Source organism: Shewanella holmiensis, assembly GCF_025370255.1.
GTDB classification, from domain to species: Bacteria; Pseudomonadota; Gammaproteobacteria; order Enterobacterales; family Shewanellaceae; genus Shewanella; species Shewanella holmiensis.
Genome location: NZ_JAMTCD010000003.1, coordinates 192,138 through 216,201, shown reverse-complemented (window position 1 = coordinate 216,201; position 24,064 = coordinate 192,138). Strand labels below are relative to the sequence as shown.

Genomic DNA, 24,064 nt, shown 5'->3' with positions numbered 1-24,064 from the left:
TTGGCCATCGCCTGGAAATCTATCTATTTATGCTTCCTTATAGGGGTCTGAAAAACCTAAATGTTCAAGGAGTTGGGTCTCTAAAGATTCCATTTCCTCTGCTTCTTCGTCGATAATATGGTCATAGCCCAGCAAATGCAAGCAACCATGTATTACCATGTGCGCCCAGTGGGCTTCTAACGATTTATTCTGTTCCTGCGCTTCTTTTTCTACTACATCTACACAGATGATTAAATCACCCAATAGTGGCAGATCGATTTCAGCGGGGGCTTCAAAAGGAAAAGACAACACATTTGTTGGTTTGTCTTTACCTCGGTAAGTATGATTTAGTTGCTGGCTTTCGCTTGATTCGACTAATCGAATAGTTAGTTCAACCTCAGGCATTGTTTGGCCAACAGCTTCTCGCACCCATGATTCGAACTGGGCTTTAGTGGGCAAGTTGTTAGCGTCTACTGCAATTTGCAGATCTAAATCTAAATGCATCATACTCATTTGGGGTGGCTCGAATTATCTTGGGCTGCGAGTTGGCGTTTTTGCTCACGTTCTTGGTACGCTTTCTCTTTTGCCGCTTTTTCAATTTGCTCTTTTTGCTCAAACGCTTCGTAAGCTTCAACAATGCGTGCCACTACTGGATGGCGGACGACGTCTTGTGACATGAAAAAGTTAAAGCTGATTTCAGGCACTTCGCTCAACACTTCAATAGCATGACGTAAGCCTGATTTTTGACCGCGTGGTAAGTCGGTTTGAGTAATGTCACCGGTAATCACCGCTCGGGAATTAAAGCCGATACGGGTTAAGAACATTTTCATTTGTTCTACTGTAGTATTTTGGCTTTCATCTAAAATAATAAATGCATCATTTAATGTTCGACCACGCATGTAAGCTAATGGCGCGACTTCAATTACGCTGCGCTCAATCAATTTTTCAACTTTTTCAAAACCCATCATTTCAAATAAAGCGTCATAAAGAGGGCGTAAATAGGGGTCGACTTTCTGACTCAAATCACCCGGTAAAAAACCTAATTTTTCACCTGCTTCAACCGCTGGGCGGGTGAGTAAAATTCGGCGAACTTCTTGGCGCTCATAAGCATCGACCGCTGCAGCTACCGCTAAATAGGTTTTACCTGTACCAGCAGGGCCGATACCAAAACTAATATCATGGCGAGTAATGTTATGCATATACACGCTTTGATTTGGGGTGCGAGGTTTAATGACTCCGCGCTTGGTTTTGATATTAATGCCTGAGTCATCCATACCGTCATCAGCTTCAAGGGCGATGGCTTCTTGAATGGCTAAATGCACCATGTCAGGTTCTAAATCAGGGGTACTGCCTTTTACTGTTTGGGTTTCAATATATAGCTGTTTAAGTAAATTGTTTGCACTTAATGCATTACGCGGTAAGCCTACGATGGTGAAATGATTATTTTTATGAATAATTTCGACACCTAAACGACGTTCTATCTGTTTAATATTGTCGTCAAATGGGCCGCAAAGTGAAACTAAGCGGCGTGTATCTGAGGGTTCAAGATACAAGTTCATGGTGGTCACTTTAGTGGACAAATAAGGCTCCGATAACAGTTATTTTCTGTAATTAAAAACAGTGTACGTAGGTACTCAGCTTTTTTCTAGCACCCGCTATTGATACGTAAAAAAATAAAAGGTGGACCAGCCACCTTTTATAGTATTTCAATACGCTTAAACCATGCTTAAGGTTTAAATTGTGTCACGCCTAATTCATCATCTTGCTTATGCTTTGCAAGGATCTCTGATGGACGTAAACTACGACGTAAATCCATTTCTGCTTCACCGCGAATATATTCTCCGCGTAAAGAGTTGGTATACACATCAACAATTTCTACATCCACAAAACCACCGATGCTTGAATGCGGCGCTTCAAAGTTAACTACGCGATTGTTTTCAGTTCGACCACGTAATTCCATTGGATTTTTAACCGATGGGCCTTCAACTAATACCCGTTGCACCGAGCCTAACATTTGACGGCTATAGCGCATTGCTTGTTGGGTTATACGGTCTTGCAAAATCGCTAAACGCTGCTTTTTCTCTTCCTCTGATACATCATCAGGTAAGTCAGCGGCAGGTGTGCCTGGACGGGCGCTGTAAATGAAGCTGAAGCTGTGGTCAAAACTGACATCTTCAATCAACTTCATGGTGTCTTCAAAATCCTGCTGAGTTTCGCCAGGGAAACCAATAATGAAGTCAGAGCTGATTTGAATATCGGGACGGGCTTTGCGTAAACGTCGAATAATCGATTTGTATTCAATCGCCATATGGCCACGTTTCATTTGGGTCAAGATACGGTCAGAGCCTGATTGCACAGGTAAGTGCAAAAAGCTGACTAGTTCAGGTGTATCTTCGTATACATCAATAATATCTTGTGTGAACTCAATTGGGTGACTTGTGGTAAAACGAATACGGTCAATGCCATCAATGCTGGCAACTAAGCGTAACAGTTCTGCAAAAGTACAAATTTGGTCATCATGGGTTGCGCCACGGAACGCGTTAACGTTTTGGCCCAATAGGTTGACTTCACGTACCCCTTGCTCTGCAAGTTGCGCCACTTCAAGAATCACATCATCGACAGGACGACTGACCTCTTCTCCGCGGGTGTATGGCACCACACAGAATGAGCAATACTTACTGCAACCTTCCATAATTGATACGAAAGCCGTAGGGCCTTCAGCTCGCGGCTCAGGCAAACGGTCAAACTTTTCAATTTCAGGGAAACTGATGTCAATAACCGCTTTTTCACCACGTTGAATTTGATCTATCATCTCAGGAAGACGGTGTAAGGTTTGTGGGCCAAAAATAATATCAACGCATTGGGCGCGATCTTTAATGGCTTTACCTTCTTGAGATGCTACGCAGCCACCCACACCAATAATCAAATTGGGATTTTTGTCTTTTAAGGTTTTCCATCTGCCTAATTGATGGAAAACCTTCTCCTGCGCTTTTTCGCGAATAGAACAAGTGTTTAGCAGCAATACGTCTGCTTCACTGGCATCCTCGGTTAAGGTATAGCCTTGGTATTCGTCTAATAAATCAGCCATCTTTGAAGAGTCATACTCATTCATTTGACAGCCCCAGGTTTTAATATGAAGTTTTTTACTCATCACTGCTCGCCGGTAACCTATAGTAAAAATAGCGCGATATTTTACCTGTTGTCAGCCCCTGTGGCTAGCCTTTGTACGAGTTTCGCTAATATTAGTCTGGCTGAGATAATACCCTTACTTTTGCTAATGAGTTAATCGCATCTTGAGATAGGATTAATTTAGGTGCAGTTTGCACGGTAAACACCCCAAATTCAGATGCCATATCCTGTGACTGGTTACGCGCTTCGAATACAATTTTCTGCTCAAGATCGCGATTAAAGTTTGCCAGCATTTCCGTGGTTTGTTGATATAAGGCATAATCGAACGCATTCCGATAGGTTACCGTAATGATTTCAATGTTCGGACTCGTTGCCGATTGTGTGGTTGAGGTGGTGTTAGTGTCGGCAATGGCTGTGCTTGCTAACATCATGCCTGTTGCGATAACGCATATGTTTAGAGTGGTTGAAAATCGATTGATTCTATTTTGATAACGTTTCATAACTTCCTCGCTTAGCGCATCGCTTGTAAACTAAGGTTTGTAAGCTATCGCGCATTAATTTAGCCATCATTGGCCGATTGAACGTGGAACATGGGTTATCTACTTTGAGCATTTTGAGTGCTCGTAGAAGTGAGACCGATTAATCTTATGCCTAAAGTACGTGTTAAATATGTCACCTTTGTAACCAAGTGTGGCTAAACCCCGTAATAGCAATATTTGTTCACAATTTAGTCAATTTTGCGAGTGAGCATATTTGGCTGAAGTTTTTTATTCAAGGAAGTGTTATGCCGCATACCCAATCTTCATCCGTCAAAGATAGCTCTGACACGAATACTTCTGTTCATCACTTTGATGTTGTGATCAATGGCGGCGGTATGGTCGGTGCAGCCGTTGCGGTAGGTTTAGGGCAATTAGGATTGTCAGTGGCTGTGATTGAATCAAGGCAGCCACAAGCTTTTGACGCAGCGCAACCTCTAGATGTACGAGTTTCCGCTATTAGTGTTGCATCGGCGCAATTATTAGCACGCCTAGGGGTTATGGATGAACTGCTAACACTTCGCCATGTTCCTTATACTGGTCTGGAAACCTGGGAGATGGAAGGGTGCATGACTCAGTTTACAGCTGAGCAGGTGGGCGAGCCACTTTTGGGTTATTTTTTTGAGAATCGCTTAATTCAATTATGTTTGTTGAAGCAAATTGAAGCGTTAAAGAATGTCACCTTATTTTGCCCCGCTAAGGTAACTCAATTTACCCGAGTACAGGCGTCAAATGATCATCGTCATGCCATTGAAGTGCTACTTGATGACGGCACAAGGTTAGGTGCATTGTTACTTGTCGGAGCGGATGGCGCCAATTCGCAAGTCAGACAATGGGCTGGTATTGGTATTACTGGATGGGATTATGCTCAATCAGCCATGCTGATTAATATTGAGACGCAATCGCCACAGCAATCAGTTACCTGGCAGCAATTTACCCCGCAAGGTCCACGTAGCTTATTACCCCTTCCGGGTAACCATGCGTCTTTAGTTTGGTATGACTCAGCGGCAAAAATTAAACAATTGATGCAACTGAGTGATTTACAATTAGCAGAACAAATTAAAGCGCATTTCCCCAAAAGATTAGATCCAAATTTTAGCGTACAAGCCAAGGGCAGTTTTGGTTTAACTCGTCGCCATGCACAACAATATTATCAAGCTAACTTAGTGATACTGGGCGATGCGGCTCACACCATTAATCCTTTAGCAGGACAAGGAGTGAACATTGGTTTTAAAGATGTTGATGCATTGATTACTCACATCGCCAGCGCAATCGGTAATGGTGAGGTATGGTGGAATGATGCGGTATTGCAGCGTTACCAACATTCACGATATGCAGATAATCAATTGATGATGAGCGCAATGGACATGTTTTATGCCGGTTTTAGCAATGATTTACTGCCACTAAAATTACTGCGTAATAGTGCATTAAAGTTAGCCAATCTTGACAGTCCCCTTAAGCAAAAAGTGCTCAGGTATGCATTAGGTTTAAACTAGAAAATGACAGGTAAAAAAATGCTTATGTGAATGGGTGTTTGTTGCTAACCAAATTGAGTGTTAAAATGCCGCGTTTTAAGGCTGTAGTGCGACATGCATTACAGGTTATTCATAAAAGATTTAGGTAGAAATGAGTCACATTAAACTGATTGTAGGGCTAGCAAACCCCGGTGCTGAGTATACGCAAACCCGCCACAATGCTGGTGCATGGTATGTAGAAGAACTCGCGCGAGTCAATAATGTGCAATTGGTGGCAGAAAGTAAATATTTTGGATTAGCCGCAAGGATAACGATTAATCATCGTGATGTGCGTTTGTTAATTCCAACGACTTTTATGAATCTAAGCGGTAAATCCGTATCGGCATTAGCGAACTTTTTTCGTATTTTGCCTGAAGAAATTCTAGTGGCCCATGATGAGTTAGACATGCCTCCTGGTGTGGCAAAATTTAAATTAGGTGGCGGGCATGGTGGCCATAATGGTTTAAAAGACATTATTTCTAGCCTTGCTAACGACAAAGGTTTTCACCGTTTACGGATTGGTATTGGTCATCCTGGTGATAAAAACCGAGTCAGCGGTTATGTGTTAGGCAAGGCGCCTGCAACCGAACAAGAGTTAATTACTGCGGCGATAGATGAGGCCGTACGTGCGACAGATGTTTTATACAAAGAAAACATGGCGAAAGCCATGACCAGACTACATTCGTTTAAAGCTGAATAGCTTAACGATACCAATTCGAACGTCATTATCAGTGTGATAATTTTACATATAAAGGTATGCATATGGGTTTTAAATGCGGCATTGTTGGTTTGCCAAACGTCGGTAAGTCAACGCTGTTTAATGCACTTACACAAGCAGGTATTGAAGCGGCAAACTTCCCGTTTTGTACTATTGAGCCAAACACCGGTGTTGTGCCAGTGCCGGATCCGCGTCTTGATGCGTTAGCCGCCATTGTTAAACCCCAACGTATATTACCGACCACAATGGAATTTGTTGATATTGCAGGTTTGGTTGCGGGTGCATCGAAAGGTGAAGGCTTAGGTAATAAGTTTTTAGCGAACATTCGTGAAACCGATGCTATTGGTCATGTTGTTCGTTGTTTTGAAGATCCAAATATTGTTCATGTTGCTAATAAAATTGACCCAGCTGGCGACATTGAAGTGATCAATACTGAATTAGCATTAGCGGATTTAGACAGTCTAGAGCGCGCGATATTCCGTCAGCAAAAGAAAGCGAAAGGTGGCGATAAGGACGCTAAATTTGAAGTGGAAGTATTAGAAAAAATGCGTCCAACTTTAGATGACGGCCATATGCTACGTTCGTTAGATTTGGCAAAAGAAGAGTTAGCAGCGATTGCTTACTTAAACTTTTTGACCTTAAAACCAACCATGTATATTGCTAACGTGTCTGAAGATGGTTTTGAAAACAACCCGCATTTAGATGTTGTTAAAGCGATCGCGGCAAAAGAAAATGCTGTGGTTGTGGCCGTGTGTGCTGCTATTGAGTCAGAGTTAGCTGAAATGGAAGCGGATGAACGTGAAGAGTTCATGGCTGATTTAGGCATTGAAGAGCCAGGTCTTGACCGCGTTATTCGTGGTGGTTATAGCTTACTTAATTTACAAACTTACTTTACCGCAGGTGTAAAAGAAGTGCGTGCATGGACAGTGCCTGTCGGAGCATCTGCGCCACAAGCTGCAGGCGTTATTCATACCGACTTTGAAAAAGGGTTTATTCGTGCTCAAGTTATGGCGTACGAAGACTTTATCACCTTCAAAGGTGAAGCGGGTGCAAAAGAAGCGGGTAAATTACGTGTAGAAGGCAAAACATACGTCGTTAAAGATGGCGATGTAATGCATTTCTTGTTCAACGTATAATGAAATTTGGCGTTGCTTATTCATTAATTTACGTGTCTGTATAGTTTTTATACGCGGTAAGTTGGCTGAAATAGTTGCGCCACAATTTCAAATTGTATTGATATTTTTTGTGGACGTATAAAAAAGCGGTTTTTAGGGCAATAATTCGTTGGAACATTATTCAGTTTGGTGAAGTAATAGCCGAATGAGCAAGAATGATGAAAATAGCGAAAAAAAGCAGTTGACCTAGATACATCGAATAAGCATAATACGCCCCGTTCCTCGCTAAGAGGGCAGCGAAAATATAGTGGCAATGTAGCTCAGCTGGTTAGAGCACAGCACTCATAATGCTGGGGTCGCAGGTTCAAGTCCCGCCATTGCTACCATCTTCACCTTTGGTGAGTTCAAGATGTAAAACATGAACAGTTGTGCGGGAATGGTGAAATTGGTAGACACGCCAGATTTAGGTTCTGGTGCCGCAAGGTGTGAGAGTTCAAGTCTCTCTTCCCGTACCATTTATTAGAAAGACTGGCTTATTGCGGGTTTTTCACAAAAGTTTGTTTGGGGTATCGCCAAGTGGTAAGGCACCGGGTTTTGATCTCGGCATCCCCAGGTTCGAATCCTGGTACCCCAGCCATATTTAGCTGTATAGTTAGACCTTTTTAAAGTTAGTTTGATAATCTTTCAAGATTATTGGGGTATCGCCAAGTGGTAAGGCACCGGGTTTTGATCTCGGCATCCCCAGGTTCGAATCCTGGTACCCCAGCCATTTTTTTGTAATAAAAAAATGTGGCAATGTAGCTCAGCTGGTTAGAGCACAGCACTCATAATGCTGGGGTCGCAGGTTCAAGTCCCGCCATTGCTACCATATTTTCTAGGTGGAATGGTGAAGCCAGTTCAGTTAGTTAATTTCAAAGTTTACTCTAGTTTAAATTAGGGTATACTCGTAAAAAGTTTGATGCGGGAATGGTGAAATTGGTAGACACGCCAGATTTAGGTTCTGGTGCCGCAAGGTGTGAGAGTTCAAGTCTCTCTTCCCGTACCATCAAATTCTTCTAAAGTACTTCCTTTCGAAATAAAAAATAATTGGGGTATCGCCAAGTGGTAAGGCACCGGGTTTTGATCTCGGCATTCCCAGGTTCGAATCCTGGTACCCCAGCCATTTTTATCTTTATTGTTATTCTCAAATCTTATGATAAACCACATTTGTATAAAACATTTGTGATAATAATTAGCCTTTTCCTGTAGCCTGTAGTCATACTTCTTAGTGACTCTACTTTCTTTTGTAGTGTTTTTTGAGCGGTTTATTGCGGATGGAAGATGGCATTTAGATTTAAGGTTCATTGCCGAACCAGAAAGCCCAAATATACCGTTAATACCAACCATGATGCTGTGTAACGAGTGTAAACCTAGACTGACATGAAGATTGAAATAAAAGACATTACTACTGAAACTGTGAGTTGCTCAAATTGCCAGGCATGCTGCTGCCGCTTAGAAGTCATGATTATTTCTGAAACGGGTGTACCTAAGCAATATATCGAGTTTGATAAGTGGGGCGGGGAAACCATGTTACGTTTGTCTGATGGTTGGTGCTCAGCATTAGATAGAGAAACCATGATGTGCACGATTTATGAGAACCGTCCCTGGATTTGCCGAGAATTTGAAATGGGCTCATATGAATGTGTTACCCAAAGGGCTGAGGTGAGTTAATTTTTACTTACCAGCGCGTCATCAAGATAAAAAAATGCCGCTAAGATTAGCGGCATTGTCGTTTTAATGCGTGTTAGTTTAACCCACGACGCTTAAGTAATGCTTCTGTGGTTGGTGCTTGTCCTCTGAAGGATTGGTAAGCTTCCATTGGTGGCACGCTATTGCCTACTTCACGAATCGTTTTACGATACTTCATGCCTATTTCACGGTTTAAGCCGCCTTGTGTTTGTACATAAGCAAAGGCATCAGCAGCTAAAATCTCACTCCACATATAGGCATAGTAACTAGCAGAATAGCCACCAGGGAATGAATGTGCAAAGAAGCTTGATTTATAACGTGGTGGTACCGCAGCAATGTCAACGCCATGCTTTTTGAGTGCAGCGGCTTCAAAGGTTGCAACATCTTGCTGTGGTGCATCAGCTGGCAGTGAGTGCCATTCTAAATCCACCAATGCAGCAGCCATGTATTCCAAGGTGTCGAATCCTTGGTTAAAGCTACGTGAATTCAGTAACTTTTGCAGCAGGGCTTCTGGGATCACTTCGCCGGTTTGGTAATGTTTAGCGTAATTGGCTAACACTTCAGGATGTGCAGCCCAGTCTTCCTCAAATGTTGATGGAAATTCAACAAAATCACGTGATACAGAGGTTCCCGCTAAGCTTGGATATTTCACTTTGGAGAACATACCATGGGTGCCATGACCCATCTCATGGAACATGGTCGTGACTTCATCGTAGCTGACAAATGTCGGTTCACCCTCTGGAGCTTTTTTAATGTTCATGACATTAACAACCACAGGTTTGGTGTCTAGTAATGTCGATTGACCTACGAACGAGCTCATCCATGCGCCACCACGCTTCCCTTCACGGGCAAAGTAGTCGGCATAGAAAATGGCCATTGAACTACCATCAACATCAAACATTTCGTAAGCTTTGACATCTTCATGGTAAACAGGCAAATCTGGACGAGGCTTGAGAGTGACGCCATAAAGTTTTTCAAGGGTGAAAAACACCCCATCTTGTAATACTCGATCAAATTCGAAATACGGTTTAATTGTTTCAGAATCTAAATCAAATTTATCTTGGCGTACCTTTTCTGCATAAAATTCCCAATCCCATGGGGCTAACGTAAAGTCACCACCGGTTTTGGTGATCATCGCTTGAATATCAGCGGCTTCTTTTTCGGTATTGGCCACAACAGCAGGCACCATAGAACCAAACATGCTGTAAACCGCTTCAGGCGTTTTTGCCATTTGCGGCGCTAATTGATAATCAGCCCAACTTTTAAAACCTAGCAATTTAGCTCGCTCGGCGCGAAGTTGTGCTAAACGTGACACTAATGATGCCGTTTCATTTTCACCACTTAAACCACGGTTAGCTGATGCTAACCAGATACGCTCGCGAAGTTGACGATTTTCAAGTTTGGCTAATACAGGTTGGCGTGTCGTGTTGGTGATATTGATGACGTATTTACCGGCATGACCTTGAACCTCTGCGTCCATTTTTGCAGCTCGTATCTCACTGTCTGATAATCCTGCTAATTCATCAGCAGAATCAACCACCACGGCATTTTGCTTGGTTAATGCTAGTAATCGCTGGCTAAACTCATTGGTTAAAGTGGATTGCTCTTCGTTTAGTAAACGGATCTGTGCTTTTTGTTGGTCGGTTAATTTTGCACCAGCCAACACAAAACGTTGATGATACACCTCAATTAAACGCACTTCTTCGGCGGTTAAATTGAGTAAATCTCGTTGCTGATAAAGGCTGTCAACACGCGAGAATAGTGCACTGTTAAGATGAATGTTATCTGAATGAGCGGCCATAACTGGCGCCATTTCACCTTGGATCTTAAGCAATGTTGGATTGCTATTTGAGCCCGTTAGATTGTAAAAAACTTGCGAAGTACGATTCAGTAATTCACCACTTGTTTCCATCGCAACAATCGTGTTGCTGAAGGTTGGCGCTTCACTATTATTAGCAATATTCAGAATTTGCTGATAATGCTCTTTAATGCCTTGCTCTAATGCGGGTTGAAAATGGGCATCTTTGATAATGCTAAAGTCGGGGGCTTGATACTGTAAAGTGCTGGGTGTTAACAATGGATTTAGCATCTGTACATTTTGAGCGACAGTGGTTTGAGTTGCTGATGTGTCATTTGCGATTGAACAACCTGTCGCCATAAAAGATGCGGCTATTGATACTGCCAGTAATGCCTTGTGCATATGAGTAAACCTTCAATAAATTGTGTCTATTATTTTTGTGCCGACAAGGTAACAATCCAATCTTAAAAGCGTCTTAATCCCATGAGCAAAAGCGATAATGACGAATTTTATCCATAAAAAATGCCGTTTGTAGTAATACAAACGGCATTCATAAAACGGGATCAGTAAATGTTTACTGAGCGTGATATTTAGTGGCGGAACATTGCAGAGATAGACTCTTCGTTGCTGACGCGACGAATTGCTTCAGCAAGTACAGCTGACATAGTTAGCTGGGAAACTTTACCGACTTTAAGCATTTCAGGGCTTAACGGTACAGTATCGGTTACGATCACTTCATCAATCACAGAGTTAGCGATATTTTGGGCAGCATTACCAGAGAATACTGGGTGAGTCGCATAAGCAAACACGCGGTTAGCACCGTGTTCTTTTAGCGCTTCAGCGGCTTTACATAAAGTGCCACCCGTATCAATCATGTCGTCAACAATAATACAGTCACGGCCTTGAACATCACCAATGATGTGCATGACTTGAGCAACGTTTGCTTGTGGACGGCGCTTATCGATGATGGCGAGATCAGAATCATCTAATAATTTAGCAACGGCACGTGCACGAACAACACCACCAATGTCTGGTGAAACCACAACCGGGTTATCTAATTTCTTCGCTAACATATCTTCAAGTAACACAGGGCTACCAAATACGTTATCTACAGGCACATCAAAGAAACCTTGAATTTGCTCAGCATGCAAATCACAGGTTAACACGCGGTCAACACCGACACTTGATAAGAAGTCGGCAACCACTTTAGCGGTAATAGGGACACGAGCACTGCGTACACGACGGTCTTGACGAGCGTAACCAAAGTAAGGAATTACAGCGGTAATACGGCCAGCAGAAGCGCGACGTAGCGCATCAACCATTACGATTAATTCCATTAGGTTATCGTTGGTTGGTGCACAAGTAGATTGGATGATAAATACATCTGCACCACGTACGTTTTCGTTAATTTGAACACTGATTTCACCGTCGCTGAAACGGCCTACAACTGCGTCTCCAAGTTTGCAAAATAAACGGTCGGCAATCTTGGCGGCTAGATTTGGGGTAGCGTTACCAGCAAAGAGCTTGATGTCGGGCACTTTATGAACCTCAGGTGTTTGCTTAAATTAGTGGCTAAATCAATTTTATGTGTTTGCACTCAAAATTGACTCAGAAGAATATTAATCGAGCTTACTTAAACGCGCTAACAGCGGAGAAGTATTGAGCCCTTTTGCGACAAAGCCTTTCATGTCAGCCGGTAATTGCGCTAATACGTCTAATGCTTGTTGCGAATGCTTGAATTCCCCAAACACACATGCGCCTGTTCCGGTCATTCTCGACGGCGCATATTCTACCAGCCAGCTTAAGGCATTGGCAACTTGAGGGTGCTCTTTGATAACTAAATTTTGACAATCATTTGTCCATTTATTGGACATTAATGTGTCCAAGTGAAGCTTTGGTGTACAACGGGGTAAATCGGAATGTTGAAAAATACTGCGAGTACAAACGTGGGTGTCAGGGGTGATCACTAAGTACCAAAGCTCTGGAGGGGTAACGCTTTGAAGTTTCTCACCAACCCCCTCAGCAAAAGCCGCTAAACCATTAATAAATACAGGTACATCAGCACCTAGCGCTAATCCTAGCTCCGCCAGTTTGTCATTCGGCAAGCGAGTATTCCACAGTGCATTAAGTGCAACTAATGTGGTTGCAGCGTCAGATGAGCCGCCACCAAGACCGCCACCCATTGGCAATAATTTATCTAGCCAGATGTCTGCACCGCCATGATATCCGCTGTAATCTTTTAACGATTTTGCAGCCTTAAGAATTAAGTTATCGCTGTCAGGGACAGAATCAGACATAGTTGAATGGAGACGAATTTCTGGTGTTTCAGTGATATGAAAATCAAGGTAGTCGCAATGATCGATAAATTGAAACAGAGTTTGCAGCTCGTGGTAACCATCTTCGCGTTGGCCAGTTATGTGTAAAAATAAATTTAATTTAGCAGGTGCGGGCCAACTTTTGGACACTGGGAGAGTGGTTTTCAATTTATTATCCTATTGATTCACATTTGGGCTTTTTACTTTGGCGTCTAATGCCTGCCATAAATTGGTTTGGATTCTAATTTGCACATCATTTCGTTCTATTTTTAACAGTCTCGGCACCAAAGCCCCGCTTTGCTGTTGCCAGTTAATAAAACTTACTTTCCAGTCGGATTGGGCATCAGGGCTACTGAATTGCTTAATTTGGCCTGCAGAATTATAGCTGATAACTTTGTCGTGGGTACCAATTCTACCTGTTAGCCACAACGGAATATCATTATAAGGAATGGTGATGCCACTCACCCCTTCGAGCAAGGCTTGGGCGTTATTATCATGGTAGGTTTTACCATCAACATTTAATGTTGCAAGGCCTTGATCATTTTTTAAGGTCAGTACATTGGTCCCCAGTGGTGTAGTTAGGCGCAATTCATTACCCTGAGTATGATGGAACCAATATAAGTTAGTGCTAAACTTGTCGGTTGAAGATTTGAATGCAATCTTGCCCTGAAGCTCCCAGTTACTCGCTTCTTGGGTATTTGCCACGTTAATAGGCTGGTATTCTTGAGTCGGTAACGTGCTACAAGCACTTAACAGCAGTAGAGCAGATGCTATCGCATAATATTGTGATTTAAAAAAACGTTGCAAAAGTGACTCGTATACAAAACAGAGGATGTCTTTATAATACTGCTCATTGGCAAAGTTGTAAAAATGCTTTTGCGATTCAAATTAAGATATTGTTACCAGAAAGAAAAAATTAGACATATATTCGGTTTTGTTAACCCTATTGTGTTTTTAATTGAGCTGATTAAGTAGAATGGCCTAATTAACGATACCGAGAAGAACTTAGAACGAGTCAGATGAGCCTAGTAGCAATCGGGATAAACCATAAAACCGCCACGGTAGATTTGCGTGAGAAAGTCGCTTTTTCGCCAGACAGAATACACGATGCGATGAAAAGCTTGGCCAGCCGTACCTCAACGGGTGAAGCTGTGATCGTGTCTACCTGTAACCGTACCGAACTTTACTGTAATAATGCCAGCGAAGCCGACATTATAGAATGGCTGCAGGATTATCATGGTTTAAGCCATGAAGAATTAATGCCCTGTATTTACGCTTACAAAGAGCAAGTTGCGGTAAAACATTTGATGCGAGTATCGTCAGGATTAGATTCTTTGGTCTTAGGTGAACCGCAAATTCTAGGCCAGGTAAAACAAGCTTTTGCGAAAGCCAAAGAAGCGGGAACAACCGCAATTACCATCGATAGATTATTTCAAAATACTTTTTCAGTGGCTAAAAAAGTCCGTACTGAAACTGAAATCGGCGCTGCAGCGGTATCAGTTGCCTTTGCTGCTGTCAGTATGGCCAAACACATTTTCTCTAGTTTAAGTCGCACAAAAGTGCTGTTGATTGGTGCGGGAGAGACGATTGAACTCGTAGCAAAACACCTAAAAGACAATGACGTGGCATCAATTGTTGTGGCTAATCGCACTATCGAACGTGCACAAGCCATGTGTGAAGAGTTCAATGCGACAGCAATTACCCTGCAGCAAATTCCAGATTACCTTGCTAAGGCGGATATTGTGATATCCTCTACCGCCAGTCCATTACCTATTTTAGGTAAAGGCATGGTCGAAAAGGCACTAAAACAACGTCGTCATCAACCTATGTTGCTTGTTGATATTGCCGTGCCAAGAGATATTGAAGCGGAAGTCGGTGAGTTAGACGACGCTTTCCTTTATACTGTGGACGATTTACATAGTATCATTGAACAGAACATGGCTTCCCGAAAGGAAGCGGCCGAGCAAGCTGAATTAATCACTGAAGAACAATCCCATGTATTTATGGAATGGGTTCGCTCTTTAGAGTCTGTTGACAGTATTCGTGAGTATCGCAGCCAAAGTGTGGCAATTAAAGACGAGTTAGTTGAACGTGCCTTGAACAAATTGGCTCAAGGTGGCGATGGCGAGCAAGTATTATTGGAATTAGCGAACAGATTAACCAATCGCCTGATCCACGCACCCACACAAGCACTTACGGCAGCAAGCCGTCAAGGCGATCTGAATACGTTAGGACAATTAAGAATAGCGCTCGGACTCGATAAAAATTAAGGTTAGCGAGCTAAATGAAAGAATCCGTTATCCGCAAGCTTGAAGGCTTGCTTGAGCGAAATGAAGAAGTATTGGCTTTATTATCTGATGCTGGCGTTATCGCCGATCAAGAGCGTTTTCGCGCACTATCAAAAGAATATTCTCAACTTGAAGATGTCGTCAAGGGTTTCAAAGATTTTCAACAGGCCCAAGTAGACCTAGAGTCTGCAAAAGAAATGCTTGAAGAAGATGACGCAGAAATGCGTGAAATGGCCCAAGAAGAAATCAAACAGGCTAAAGTTGAATTAGCCCGTTTAGAAGATGAATTGCAAATTCTGTTACTGCCAAAAGATCCAAACGATGATACCAATGCATTCATGGAAATTCGTGCGGGTGCTGGTGGTGATGAAGCCGCTATTTTTGCTGGCGATTTATATCGTATGTACAGCAAGTATGCTGAAGCAAACCGCTGGCAGATGGAAGTCATGAGCGTCAATGAAGGCGAACACGGCGGCTTTAAAGAGATTATTGTTAAAGTGAGTGGCGAAAGCGTTTATGGCCGCTTGAAGTATGAGTCAGGTGGACACCGCGTACAGCGCGTACCTGAAACAGAATCTCAAGGTCGGGTGCATACCTCAGCCTGTACTGTGGTTGTTATGCACGAAGTACCTGAAGCTGAAGCGATTTCAATTAATCCAGCCGATTTAAAAGTCGATACTTTCCGCGCATCAGGTGCCGGTGGGCAGCACGTTAACAAAACTGACTCAGCTATTCGTATTACCCATATTCCATCGGGTATTATTGTTGAATGTCAGGATCAACGTTCGCAGCACAAAAACCGCGCCCAGGCGATGAGTGTTTTGGCTGCTCGCATTCAAGCCGTTGAAGATGAAAAACGTCGCAGTGAAGAAGAGTCTACTCGTCGCAGTCTAGTGGCAAGTGGCGATCGCTCTGAGCGTATTAGAACTTACAATTATCCACAAGGTCGAGTCAGTGATCATCGCATCAACTTAACACTTTATCGCTTAGGTGAAGTGATGGAAGGTGATTTGAATGCTTTGTTAGATCCCATTATGCAAGAGCATCAAGCGGACTTACTTGCAGCCTTGTCTGGCGACTAAGGACATCTCTTGCCCCAGTCATCCTATTCCACAATAGTTGAAGCCCAACAATGGGCTTTTTCACAACTGGCCTCAACCTCTGAATCTGCTCATGTGGATGCAGAGGCATTGCTGGTTCATTGCCTCAATAAATCACGTAGTTTTTTATATACTTGGCCTGAAAAGACATTGACGGTCGAGCAATTTAAAAACTTTCAGCAAATGATCAAAAAACGCCAACAAGGTATGCCAGTTGCGCATATTATCGGCGAGCGTGAATTTTGGTCGTTACCTTTTATTGTTAATGAGTCGACACTCATTCCGCGCCCAGATACTGAAATTTTAGTTGAAACCGCCCTCAATCTTGATGTGCGATTTAATGCTAGAGTGTTGGACTTAGGCACAGGTACTGGTGCTATTGCATTATCTCTTGCCCATGAAAATCCTAAATGGCGCATTACCGCGATAGATAAAGTTCCTGAGGCGGTAGCGCTAGCCAAAGCAAACCGCGCAAATTTGAATCTTGAACAAGTCGAGATTTTACAATCTGATTGGTTTAGTGCTGTCAAAGATAGAGACTTTGATTTGATTGTCTCTAATCCGCCTTATATTGACGAGCAAGATGAACATTTACACATGGGCGATGTTCGCTTTGAACCGCAAAGTGCGTTAACGGCTGCCGATGAGGGTTATGCCGATCTTTATCATATCGCTGATAAAGCCCGTGAGCATTTATTGACTGGTGGTTTTTTATTGCTTGAACACGGCTACCAACAAGCGATAAAGGTGAGACAGAAATTGATTGATTTAGGTTACAAAGAGGTCGCGACAGTGCGTGATTTTGGCAGTAACGATCGCTGCACTATAGGTACATGGACTGATTAGTGATCGAACCCAATGCTATTGGAAAGCGGTTAGTTTATCGAGTAAACTAGCCGCTATTTTATTTATGCCTAACTGAGAACACAATAATGGAAACATTTTACAGTTTATATCCGGCGGTAAAACATACACATTTAATGTTTATTGCTTTGAGCGTTGCGTTTTTTATTTTGCGCTTTGTACTGCATATTCGTCAATCACCGCTTATGGATAGAAAGTTTCTTAAAGTGGCACCGCATGTAATTGATACTTTCTTATTAGTGTCAGGCTTTACACTTTGCTTTATGATCAAGCAGTATCCGTTTGTGGATCCATGGATGACCGAAAAAATCATCTGTGTTGTGGCATATATTGTATTAGGGATCATGGCACTTAAATCTAACCGAAATAAACTGTTCAAGTTTTTCGCCTTTATTGGTGCAATCGGTTGGTTAGTGTTAGCGGCCAAGCTGGCTCATTTTAAACAAGTCGTATTAATGGGTTAATTGATTTTTAATGGCAAAACTTCAACTTGATGATGCAGTTTCTATACCTGAAACTGCATTTGAGCTTTCTGAACATTTAGGTTTTTCTCGCGCACAACCGGCCTTATGGGCATGGTATGAAATTGCAGGCTCAGTATTGAGCCATTATGTAGTCGATCAAAATGCGCGCTTACAAAGACTATTTAATTGGTTTTATAATGATTTAGGCTTTCAAGCACGGGATGATTACTTCAGCGTGGAAGCGGCTGATCTGTGTTATTGCGTGTTAAAAAGACAGGGTAATAGTACTACGCTTGCCACTTTATTGGTGCTGTTAGCAAAGCAGCTAGATTTACCTTTAGATGCCGTATTACTGCCAGGGCAAACGGTGTTGCGTAGCTTATTGAATGATAAAATCAGTTACTTTGATCCATTAACAGGTAAAGAGCTAAGTCGACATCAATTACACTCTTTAGTGCGTGGCGAGCTTGGTAATGCGGCGAAATTGAAGCCGAGCCATATTAAGCCTGCCACGTTAAAGCGTTTAATTAGCCGTATGCTTCATGAATTAAAAGCAGGTTGTATTGTTAGCCAAAAATATGAGCAGGCAATGGAATGCTGTAATTTATTGTTGCAATGGCATCCTGACGATGTGCACCTTAACCGGGAACGTGCTTTTATTGCTCAGCAATTAGGCTGTATAAAAGTGGCTATGTCAGATCTGCAGCATTTTATTGATAATAGTCCGCATGATCCTGTCATTGAATTGGTTAAAATGCAGTTAAAGGAACTTAGCCAACATTCACAAATTTATCATTAACAAATCAGGCTCTTTTGAGCCTGATTTGTTATGATATCCTCCTTTTAATATACAGAGGTACCAATACCTGTATTTGAAAAGGACGTGGTTTTAGCATGTCACTCTTTTATCATTTGGTGTTTGCAATTTGTTGTCAGCATCTCGCCTTGATAAAAGTGTGGTAAAGCCACATACAGTTAAGTATGAAGCCAGTTTACAATAAAATATCAACTGACTTTATTGGCTAAATAATCTTATTTCACCCATATGGTGATTATTGTTTAGCCATTAGAATAAAAATAAACAGTAAAAAAATAATAAAATAATTTAAGCGAAAATCGCTTTTACACTGCATTTGCAAGGGAGAGAATTGCATGACGACGTCTGCACTGGTCACGAATGACGCCACCGCACTGGGTTTGCTCGCTGCCATTTTGGGTTTTGTATTTTACACTAGTTCTTCGCCACATCCTTTTTGGCAAAAATTCTATAAGTTTATACCTGCACTGTTATTGTGCTACTTCTTGCCCTCTCTACTGAATACATTTGGGGTTGTTGACGGTCATGCATCGCAATTGTATTTTGTTGCATCGCGCTATCTTTTACCTGCATGCTTAGTGCTACTAATTCTCAGCGTTGATTTAAAGGCTATTTTAGGTCTGGGGCCTAAAGCCGTCATCATGTTTTTAACTGGTACTGTCGGTATTGTTATTGGTGGGCCGATTGCTTTGTTACTGGTTTCATTTATCGACCCTACGCTAATTGGTAACAATGGCCCAGACGCGGTTTGGCGGGGAATGACAACACTTGCGGGTAGCTGGATTGGTGGTGGAGCTAACCAAGCTGCTATGAAAGAAATTTATGATGTTGGCGGTGAAATATTTTCTGTGATGGTGACTGTTGATGTGATTGTCGCCAATATTTGGATGGCAGTGCTATTATTTATGGCATCTAAAGCCAAAGAGATTGATGCTAAAACGGGCGCAGATACCCGTGCCATTGAAGTGCTTAAAGCTAAGGTTGAAAAGTATCAGGCAGAAAATGCTCGCATTCCTAGTCAACGCGATTTAATGATGATCGTTGCTGTTGGTTTTAGTATTACCGGTTTTGCCCATTTGGCTGCTGACTTTTTAGGGCCGTTCTTTGAAACCAATTATCCATGGACTGCAGATTACAGTTTAACGTCAAAGTTTTTTTGGTTAGTGGTGATAGTGACGACAGTCGGCTTAGCTATGTCATTTAGCCCTGTGAGGCACTTAGAAGCAGCAGGCGCATCTAAAGTGGCAACAGCATTTTTATACATCTTAGTTGCGACTATTGGTTTACATATGGATGTGACTAAAATAATGGATACCCCCATTTACTTTTTAGTGGGTATTGTATGGATGCTGGTACACGCAGGATTTATGCTCTTAGTCGCTAAATTAATTAAAGCGCCATTGTTTTATATGGCGGTAGGCAGTCAAGCTAACGTTGGTGGTGCAGCTTCTGCGCCGGTCGTGGCTGCAGCATTCCATCCAGCTCTCGCCCCGGTTGGGGTATTACTGGCAGTATTAGGTTATGCATTAGGTACTTACATGGCTTGGCTATGTGGTCAGTTTTTACAAATTATTGGCGCGTAATTCGCTAAGAAGGTTAAATGAATCAGAAAATCATTGAATTAGCTAATGGCATTGAAGTTGCCAACGATAAACCCTTTGTTTTATTTGGTGGCATGAATGTGCTTGAATCGCGTGACTTAGCCATGTCGATAGCTGAACACTATGTTGAAGTGACCCAAAAATTGGGTATTCCATATGTGTTTAAAGCTTCTTTTGATAAAGCGAATCGTTCATCCGTTCATTCATATCGTGGCCCAGGTATGGAAGAAGGTTTGAAAATTTTTGAAGAAATTAAGCGCACCTTCAATGTCCCTATCATTACCGATGTGCATGAAGTGTATCAATGTAAACCTGTTGCCGAAGTGGTTGATGTGATCCAGTTACCAGCATTTCTAGCTCGTCAAACTGACTTAGTGGTTGCTATGGCAGAGACTGGCGCCATTATTAATGTGAAAAAACCGCAGTTTTTAGCACCACATGAAATGCGTCATATCGTTAAAAAGTTTAACGAAGCGGGTAATGATAATATTTTACTTTGTGAACGTGGCAGTTGCTTTGGTTATAATAACTTAGTTGTTGATATGCTGGGTATGGACGAAATGAAGCAATCTGGTTATCCGGTGATATTTGATGCAACGCATGCGCTGCAGCGTCCCGGTGGCAGAACCGATTCAGCTGGCGGGCGTCGTGCTCAAGCGACAGAACTGGCCAGAAGTGGTATGGCGTTAGGTATTGCGGGATTATTTATCGAGGCGCATCCTGATCCTGACAACGCTAAATGCGATGGTCCATGTGCTTTACCATTACATCAATTAGAAAATTATCTCTATCAAATGAAAGCGGTTGATGATTTAGTTAAATCGTTTGATTATATCGATACCAGTAAGTAATCTACTATCTAAAGCCCTGAACATTCAGGGCTTTTTTATAGATAAATGCACAAGGACGAATAGGTAATGTGGATAGCTTTTACGGTACTTGCCGCTTTTATGCAGGCTTGGCGCAATGCATTTCAAAGCCAATTAAGCCAAGAGGTTAACATTGCTGGTGTCACATTGGCCCGCTTTATCTGGGCTGGTCCTATAGCGCTTTTTTATCTATTCAGTTTGTATCAGTGGCAACCCACTGAGATCCCCTATTTTAATTTCTCTTTTTGTCTATTTGTGATTGGTGCATCTTTGATGCAAATCTTGGCCACAGGTTTGATGGTTAAACTGTTTAAAATGCAAAATTTTGCGGTCGGGGCAGGGCTGGCAAAAAGTGAGGCATTGGTCGCGGCAATTTTAGGCGTGTTGTTCTTTGGCACCCAGTTGACTTTACTCGGTTGGTTGGGCGTGGTTATAGGCGGTATCGCCATTATGCTATTAAGTGCTAAGCAAGGCTTTAAGCAGTTATCCATCAAAACAGTATTACTTGGTTTAGCCTGTGGTAGCGCTTTTGCGTTGACGTCGCTGTGGGTACGAGAAGCTAGCTTACAACTTGATGCGCCTTTCCCTCATGGTGCTGCTTGGGTATTGTTGGCGGTGATCAGCTTGCAAACGCTTTTACTGGTTGGATATTTGTTGGTTTATGACAAACTGACGTTAACTGATTTATTTAAACGGCCTAAATTAACTTTACTGATCAGTATAACCAGTTGTATTGGCTCAATAGGTTGGTTTACGGCAATGTCTTTACAGGCTGTACCCTATGTAAAAACACTTGGGCAAATAGAGGTGTTCTTCATGATGTTGATCGCCAGTTTTTGGCTTAAGCAAAAGGTGAAAGTGAACGATATGCTGGGGTTACTGCTGATTGCCGTTGCGGCAATTTTAGTCATGTGGAATTAGCTTTATTGCTGATATTTTGTTTCAAGGCTTTTTATACGCTGTAAATTAAGAGTATTGGCCGGCACATTAATATTATGGTGCGTACCTCGAGCGACAATGTAACCGCTAATATAGTCAATTTCAGTTTGACGCTGATGATAAATGTCTTGGTACATTGAAGACAGATTATTACTGGTTAGCGTTATCACTTGATAAACAAGTTCATGGCAAGCAAGATCATCAAGTTCAACATTATCGGCTTTAGCGACGATAATGCATTCTGTAATAATCTGCGTAATTTCGGCTTTATATTCATCATTTGCTAATTGACCATTTTTGCACTGATAAAATGCGGTTAGTGGGTTAATGGCGCAATTTATGACGAGTTTTTGCCATAAAGCACTAAGAATATGATCATGCCAACTGGCATTAGGGATCGCCTCTAAAATAGCTTCTTTAAGTGGTTGTTTAAGTGCTAATCCTGAATAATGACCTAGGGTTGTTTGCCCTATACCAGTATGAGTAATTTGCCATTTAGCCGAGCGAAGAGCCCCTTGAGAGGTTGTTGCTAAACTTAACCCCATTTGCGGATAATCTGATAGTTTTCGGGCTAAAGAGATATGAGGCCCCATGCCGTTGTGTAATAAGATAATATGGCAGTTTTGTGCCAGCGTTGGTAGTAAGGCATCGATCAGATCATCAACTTGATAGGCTTTTACGCACACAATAATGACATCAAGTTTTTTGATTTTAGGGGTGTGTTGCCCAAGTACCGTAATCATTTTGTGCTGAACAGCATGATTTATATTGGTAAAAAATAAGGTTTGCTGCTGCGATTCGGATTCGCGGCAAATTAATTGTACCGAGAGTTTATTCGGTAGGGGTGATGTACTTGTTGATAATTGCTGGAATATTAATTGCCCAATAGCACCAGCACCAACGACGCCAATTCTATGTTTTGTCATCAGAATTGGGCCGATTACTTAGGGTGACTAGACTTAGCTTTAAGCTTTTTATATTGCACAAAGCTGAAGTTAAGTAGGTAAAACAACACTATTCCTGCTAAATCAGCGATAACATCACCAATTGAAGCACTGCGATAAGGTAATCTGGATTGAACAATTTCAATTAACATGGCATAGCCAGCCAATACCCCGAACAAATAATACCATTTGGGTTTAAATGCATAATGCGCCAGGAATGCTAAGCCGAAGAAACTACCTAAGTGGCCAACTTTATCCATATGTTGGAACGTTTGCGGATAATTAGGTTTTGAGAAAACTAAGTAGCTGGTTACTAAAACCGCTACCAGTAACGCTAGCTTAAAAAAGTTCCGATAATTTATCACAAGTGTTACATCTGCCTTGAGGCTTAGCAAAAATTTGCCCCATCATAAGAAAACTCGTGCTTAAAGTCATCTATATTCCGTGTCTATCTCGCCTAAAAGCCCATTATTGCGTTAAAATAGATTAAATTTCCCCAGTTTTAGTTAAGGTTTCTTATGCCATCAATGGATATTGTGTCTGAAGTTAAAAAAGAAGAAGTGCGCAATGCAGTCGATAATACTAAACGTGAATTAGACACGCGCTTTGATTTTCGAGGCAAAAATGCCAATGTTGAGCTTAAAGATTTAGTGGTTACATTATCTGCTGAAGATGAATTTCAGTGTAAACAGTTAGTTGACATGTTACGCATGCAATTAAGCAAACGCGATGTTGATCCCGCCTCAATGGAGGTGGATGAAAAAGCGGTTCACAGTGGTAAAACTTTTTCCTTAAAAGTGAAATTTAAAGAAGGTATTGAAGCATTAACGGCTAAAAAATTGGTTAAGCTGATTAAAGATAGCAAATTAAAGGTGCAGGCAGCCATTCAGGGTGACAGTATTCGAGTCACTGGTAAGAAGCGTGATGATCTGCAAGCTGTTATGCGTATCGCCCGTGAATCTGAATTAGACCAACCTTTCCAGTTTAATAACTTTAAAGACTAGCGGCTGTTGATCTTTTTCGGTGAAATATTGTGCGAGAAAAAACGAATTAAGCATGTAGAGTGGAGTGCAGCCTAGCAACATAGTAAAATTCACTCAACACAGTTTAATTCGTTTTTAGCTGAATCCCTCAGACTGCGTTTGTTGGCAATTTTTACGGCGTGATATATATATCAAGAAGAATAATTGAATTGCAAAGCCCCAACCTTGTATAAATGGTCAATAATTTGCTATCAAAACGAGCTTGAAAGACCAATAGACCCTAGCTTGGGCGCTAAACAAAAAAAACCGACCATTAAAGTGTCGGTTTTTATGTTCTAGCTTTCAATAATACAAGGCTACTTT

23 protein-coding genes and 7 tRNA genes are annotated in these 24,064 nt (G+C 41.9%); 20 read left to right on the top strand and 10 right to left on the bottom strand.

Annotation, left to right across the window (positions count from 1 at the left end; all coding sequences use genetic code 11):
- Positions 1 to 27: 27 nt before the first annotated feature.
- The 4 genes from ybeY to NE535_RS04110 form a co-directional block, all read right to left on the bottom strand.
- Positions 28 to 486, bottom strand: coding sequence for an rRNA maturation RNase YbeY (gene ybeY, locus NE535_RS04125; RefSeq protein ID WP_371931132.1), 459 nt, complete (start codon positions 484 to 486; stop codon positions 28 to 30).
- 2 nt (positions 487 to 488) lie between these two features.
- Positions 489 to 1,559: a PhoH family protein gene (locus NE535_RS04120; RefSeq protein ID WP_261297409.1), complete on the bottom strand. Its 1,071-nt coding sequence runs from the start codon at positions 1,557 to 1,559 to the stop codon at positions 489 to 491.
- 146 nt (positions 1,560 to 1,705) lie between these two features.
- On the bottom strand, positions 1,706 to 3,130 hold the full coding sequence (gene miaB, locus NE535_RS04115; protein ID WP_261297408.1) for a tRNA (N6-isopentenyl adenosine(37)-C2)-methylthiotransferase MiaB: 1,425 nt from the start codon (positions 3,128 to 3,130) through the stop codon (positions 1,706 to 1,708).
- 91 nt (positions 3,131 to 3,221) lie between these two features.
- Positions 3,222 to 3,608: a hypothetical protein gene (locus NE535_RS04110; RefSeq protein ID WP_261297407.1), complete on the bottom strand. Its 387-nt coding sequence runs from the start codon at positions 3,606 to 3,608 to the stop codon at positions 3,222 to 3,224.
- A 284-nt stretch (positions 3,609 to 3,892) separates the two neighbouring features.
- Here NE535_RS04110 and NE535_RS04105 point away from each other — a divergent pair, with 284 nt between their 5' ends.
- The 11 genes from NE535_RS04105 (at position 3,893) to NE535_RS04055 (ending at position 8,701) form a co-directional block, all read left to right on the top strand.
- A complete protein-coding gene (locus NE535_RS04105) occupies positions 3,893 to 5,140 on the top strand; it encodes an FAD-dependent monooxygenase (RefSeq protein ID WP_261297406.1) in 1,248 nt (415 codons plus the stop codon).
- A 130-nt stretch (positions 5,141 to 5,270) separates the two neighbouring features.
- Positions 5,271 to 5,858 carry an aminoacyl-tRNA hydrolase gene (gene pth, locus NE535_RS04100; RefSeq protein ID WP_261297405.1) on the top strand — a complete coding sequence of 196 codons (588 nt, stop codon included), beginning with the start codon at positions 5,271 to 5,273 and terminating at the stop codon, positions 5,856 to 5,858.
- A gap of 62 nt (positions 5,859 to 5,920) precedes the next feature.
- Positions 5,921 to 7,012 carry a redox-regulated ATPase YchF gene (gene ychF / locus NE535_RS04095; protein WP_261297404.1) on the top strand — a complete coding sequence of 364 codons (1,092 nt, stop codon included), beginning with the start codon at positions 5,921 to 5,923 and terminating at the stop codon, positions 7,010 to 7,012.
- Positions 7,013 to 7,300: 288 nt separating this feature from the next.
- A tRNA-Met gene (locus NE535_RS04090) sits at positions 7,301 to 7,377 on the top strand.
- Between the two features lie 44 nt (positions 7,378 to 7,421).
- A tRNA-Leu gene (locus NE535_RS04085) sits at positions 7,422 to 7,506 on the top strand.
- Positions 7,507 to 7,553: 47 nt separating this feature from the next.
- Positions 7,554 to 7,628: transfer RNA gene (locus NE535_RS04080), tRNA-Gln, on the top strand.
- Between the two features lie 57 nt (positions 7,629 to 7,685).
- A tRNA-Gln gene (locus tag NE535_RS04075) sits at positions 7,686 to 7,760 on the top strand.
- Positions 7,761 to 7,782: 22 nt separating this feature from the next.
- Positions 7,783 to 7,859, top strand: a tRNA-Met gene (locus NE535_RS04070).
- Between the two features lie 92 nt (positions 7,860 to 7,951).
- A tRNA-Leu gene (locus NE535_RS04065) sits at positions 7,952 to 8,036 on the top strand.
- A gap of 42 nt (positions 8,037 to 8,078) precedes the next feature.
- A tRNA-Gln gene (locus tag NE535_RS04060) sits at positions 8,079 to 8,153 on the top strand.
- Between the two features lie 257 nt (positions 8,154 to 8,410).
- Positions 8,411 to 8,701: a YkgJ family cysteine cluster protein gene (locus NE535_RS04055; protein ID WP_261297403.1), complete on the top strand. Its 291-nt coding sequence runs from the start codon at positions 8,411 to 8,413 to the stop codon at positions 8,699 to 8,701.
- A gap of 73 nt (positions 8,702 to 8,774) precedes the next feature.
- Here NE535_RS04055 and NE535_RS04050 read toward each other — a convergent pair whose 3' ends face one another.
- From NE535_RS04050 to lolB, 4 genes are all read right to left on the bottom strand, one after another.
- Positions 8,775 to 10,919 carry a M3 family metallopeptidase gene (locus NE535_RS04050; protein ID WP_261297402.1) on the bottom strand — a complete coding sequence of 715 codons (2,145 nt, stop codon included), beginning with the start codon at positions 10,917 to 10,919 and terminating at the stop codon, positions 8,775 to 8,777.
- 188 nt (positions 10,920 to 11,107) lie between these two features.
- Entirely contained in the window at positions 11,108 to 12,055 is a 948-nt protein-coding gene (locus tag NE535_RS04045) for a ribose-phosphate pyrophosphokinase (protein WP_261297401.1), read from the bottom strand.
- Between the two features lie 81 nt (positions 12,056 to 12,136).
- A complete protein-coding gene (gene ispE / locus NE535_RS04040; protein WP_261297400.1) occupies positions 12,137 to 13,000 on the bottom strand; it encodes a 4-(cytidine 5'-diphospho)-2-C-methyl-D-erythritol kinase in 864 nt (287 codons plus the stop codon).
- A gap of 9 nt (positions 13,001 to 13,009) precedes the next feature.
- Positions 13,010 to 13,639 carry a lipoprotein insertase outer membrane protein LolB gene (lolB, locus tag NE535_RS04035; protein ID WP_261297399.1) on the bottom strand — a complete coding sequence of 210 codons (630 nt, stop codon included), beginning with the start codon at positions 13,637 to 13,639 and terminating at the stop codon, positions 13,010 to 13,012.
- A 212-nt stretch (positions 13,640 to 13,851) separates the two neighbouring features.
- Between lolB and hemA the strand changes: the two genes are divergently transcribed.
- The 8 genes from hemA to NE535_RS03995 all read left to right on the top strand — a co-directional run bounded on the left by hemA (position 13,852) and on the right by NE535_RS03995 (position 21,756).
- The gene (hemA, locus tag NE535_RS04030; protein ID WP_261297398.1) at positions 13,852 to 15,102 is read left to right on the top strand and encodes a glutamyl-tRNA reductase; all 1,251 of its coding nucleotides are present in this window, start codon (positions 13,852 to 13,854) and stop codon (positions 15,100 to 15,102) included.
- Positions 15,103 to 15,116: 14 nt separating this feature from the next.
- Positions 15,117 to 16,202: a peptide chain release factor 1 gene (gene prfA, locus NE535_RS04025; protein WP_261297397.1), complete on the top strand. Its 1,086-nt coding sequence runs from the start codon at positions 15,117 to 15,119 to the stop codon at positions 16,200 to 16,202.
- A gap of 9 nt (positions 16,203 to 16,211) precedes the next feature.
- Positions 16,212 to 17,066 carry a peptide chain release factor N(5)-glutamine methyltransferase gene (gene prmC / locus NE535_RS04020; RefSeq protein WP_261297396.1) on the top strand — a complete coding sequence of 285 codons (855 nt, stop codon included), beginning with the start codon at positions 16,212 to 16,214 and terminating at the stop codon, positions 17,064 to 17,066.
- Between the two features lie 86 nt (positions 17,067 to 17,152).
- Entirely contained in the window at positions 17,153 to 17,548 is a 396-nt protein-coding gene (locus NE535_RS04015; RefSeq protein ID WP_188840497.1) for a SirB2 family protein, read from the top strand.
- A 10-nt stretch (positions 17,549 to 17,558) separates the two neighbouring features.
- The gene (locus NE535_RS04010) at positions 17,559 to 18,347 is read left to right on the top strand and encodes a transglutaminase family protein (RefSeq protein ID WP_261297395.1); all 789 of its coding nucleotides are present in this window, start codon (positions 17,559 to 17,561) and stop codon (positions 18,345 to 18,347) included.
- A 353-nt stretch (positions 18,348 to 18,700) separates the two neighbouring features.
- Entirely contained in the window at positions 18,701 to 19,948 is a 1,248-nt protein-coding gene (locus NE535_RS04005) for a DUF819 family protein (protein ID WP_261297394.1), read from the top strand.
- A gap of 17 nt (positions 19,949 to 19,965) precedes the next feature.
- On the top strand, positions 19,966 to 20,817 hold the full coding sequence (kdsA, locus tag NE535_RS04000) for a 3-deoxy-8-phosphooctulonate synthase (protein ID WP_261297393.1): 852 nt from the start codon (positions 19,966 to 19,968) through the stop codon (positions 20,815 to 20,817).
- A gap of 66 nt (positions 20,818 to 20,883) precedes the next feature.
- Positions 20,884 to 21,756, top strand: coding sequence for a DMT family transporter (locus NE535_RS03995; RefSeq protein WP_261297392.1), 873 nt, complete (start codon positions 20,884 to 20,886; stop codon positions 21,754 to 21,756).
- A gap of 2 nt (positions 21,757 to 21,758) precedes the next feature.
- Here the strand turns inward: NE535_RS03995 and NE535_RS03990 are convergent, their stop codons facing one another.
- Both NE535_RS03990 and NE535_RS03985 read right to left on the bottom strand, forming a co-directional pair.
- Entirely contained in the window at positions 21,759 to 22,700 is a 942-nt protein-coding gene (locus tag NE535_RS03990) for a ketopantoate reductase family protein (RefSeq protein ID WP_261297391.1), read from the bottom strand.
- Positions 22,701 to 22,714: 14 nt separating this feature from the next.
- Complete coding sequence (locus NE535_RS03985) at positions 22,715 to 23,083, bottom strand: VanZ family protein (protein ID WP_261297390.1); 369 nt, start codon at positions 23,081 to 23,083, stop codon at positions 22,715 to 22,717.
- A 153-nt stretch (positions 23,084 to 23,236) separates the two neighbouring features.
- On the opposite strand from NE535_RS03985, the gene NE535_RS03980 reads away from it, so the two are divergent.
- Positions 23,237 to 23,722, top strand: coding sequence for a YajQ family cyclic di-GMP-binding protein (locus NE535_RS03980; protein WP_261297389.1), 486 nt, complete (start codon positions 23,237 to 23,239; stop codon positions 23,720 to 23,722).
- The last annotated feature ends 342 nt before the right edge of the window (positions 23,723 to 24,064 follow it).

Coding starts and splice junctions, on each gene's coding strand:
- ybeY (WP_371931132.1), bottom strand. CDS start 486: ATGATGCATTTAGATTTAGATCTGCAAATTGCAGTAGACGCTAACAAC.
- miaB (WP_261297408.1), bottom strand. CDS start 3,130: ATGAGTAAAAAACTTCATATTAAAACCTGGGGCTGTCAAATGAATGAG.
- NE535_RS04110 (WP_261297407.1), bottom strand. CDS start 3,608: ATGAAACGTTATCAAAATAGAATCAATCGATTTTCAACCACTCTAAAC.
- NE535_RS04105 (WP_261297406.1), top strand. CDS start 3,893: ATGCCGCATACCCAATCTTCATCCGTCAAAGATAGCTCTGACACGAAT.
- pth (WP_261297405.1), top strand. CDS start 5,271: ATGAGTCACATTAAACTGATTGTAGGGCTAGCAAACCCCGGTGCTGAG.
- ychF (WP_261297404.1), top strand. CDS start 5,921: ATGGGTTTTAAATGCGGCATTGTTGGTTTGCCAAACGTCGGTAAGTCA.
- NE535_RS04055 (WP_261297403.1), top strand. CDS start 8,411: ATGAAGATTGAAATAAAAGACATTACTACTGAAACTGTGAGTTGCTCA.
- NE535_RS04050 (WP_261297402.1), bottom strand. CDS start 10,919: ATGCACAAGGCATTACTGGCAGTATCAATAGCCGCATCTTTTATGGCG.
- hemA (WP_261297398.1), top strand. CDS start 13,852: ATGAGCCTAGTAGCAATCGGGATAAACCATAAAACCGCCACGGTAGAT.
- prfA (WP_261297397.1), top strand. CDS start 15,117: ATGAAAGAATCCGTTATCCGCAAGCTTGAAGGCTTGCTTGAGCGAAAT.
- NE535_RS04015 (WP_188840497.1), top strand. CDS start 17,153: ATGGAAACATTTTACAGTTTATATCCGGCGGTAAAACATACACATTTA.
- NE535_RS04010 (WP_261297395.1), top strand. CDS start 17,559: ATGGCAAAACTTCAACTTGATGATGCAGTTTCTATACCTGAAACTGCA.
- NE535_RS04005 (WP_261297394.1), top strand. CDS start 18,701: ATGACGACGTCTGCACTGGTCACGAATGACGCCACCGCACTGGGTTTG.
- kdsA (WP_261297393.1), top strand. CDS start 19,966: ATGAATCAGAAAATCATTGAATTAGCTAATGGCATTGAAGTTGCCAAC.
- NE535_RS03995 (WP_261297392.1), top strand. CDS start 20,884: ATGTGGATAGCTTTTACGGTACTTGCCGCTTTTATGCAGGCTTGGCGC.
- NE535_RS03990 (WP_261297391.1), bottom strand. CDS start 22,700: ATGACAAAACATAGAATTGGCGTCGTTGGTGCTGGTGCTATTGGGCAA.
- NE535_RS03980 (WP_261297389.1), top strand. CDS start 23,237: ATGCCATCAATGGATATTGTGTCTGAAGTTAAAAAAGAAGAAGTGCGC.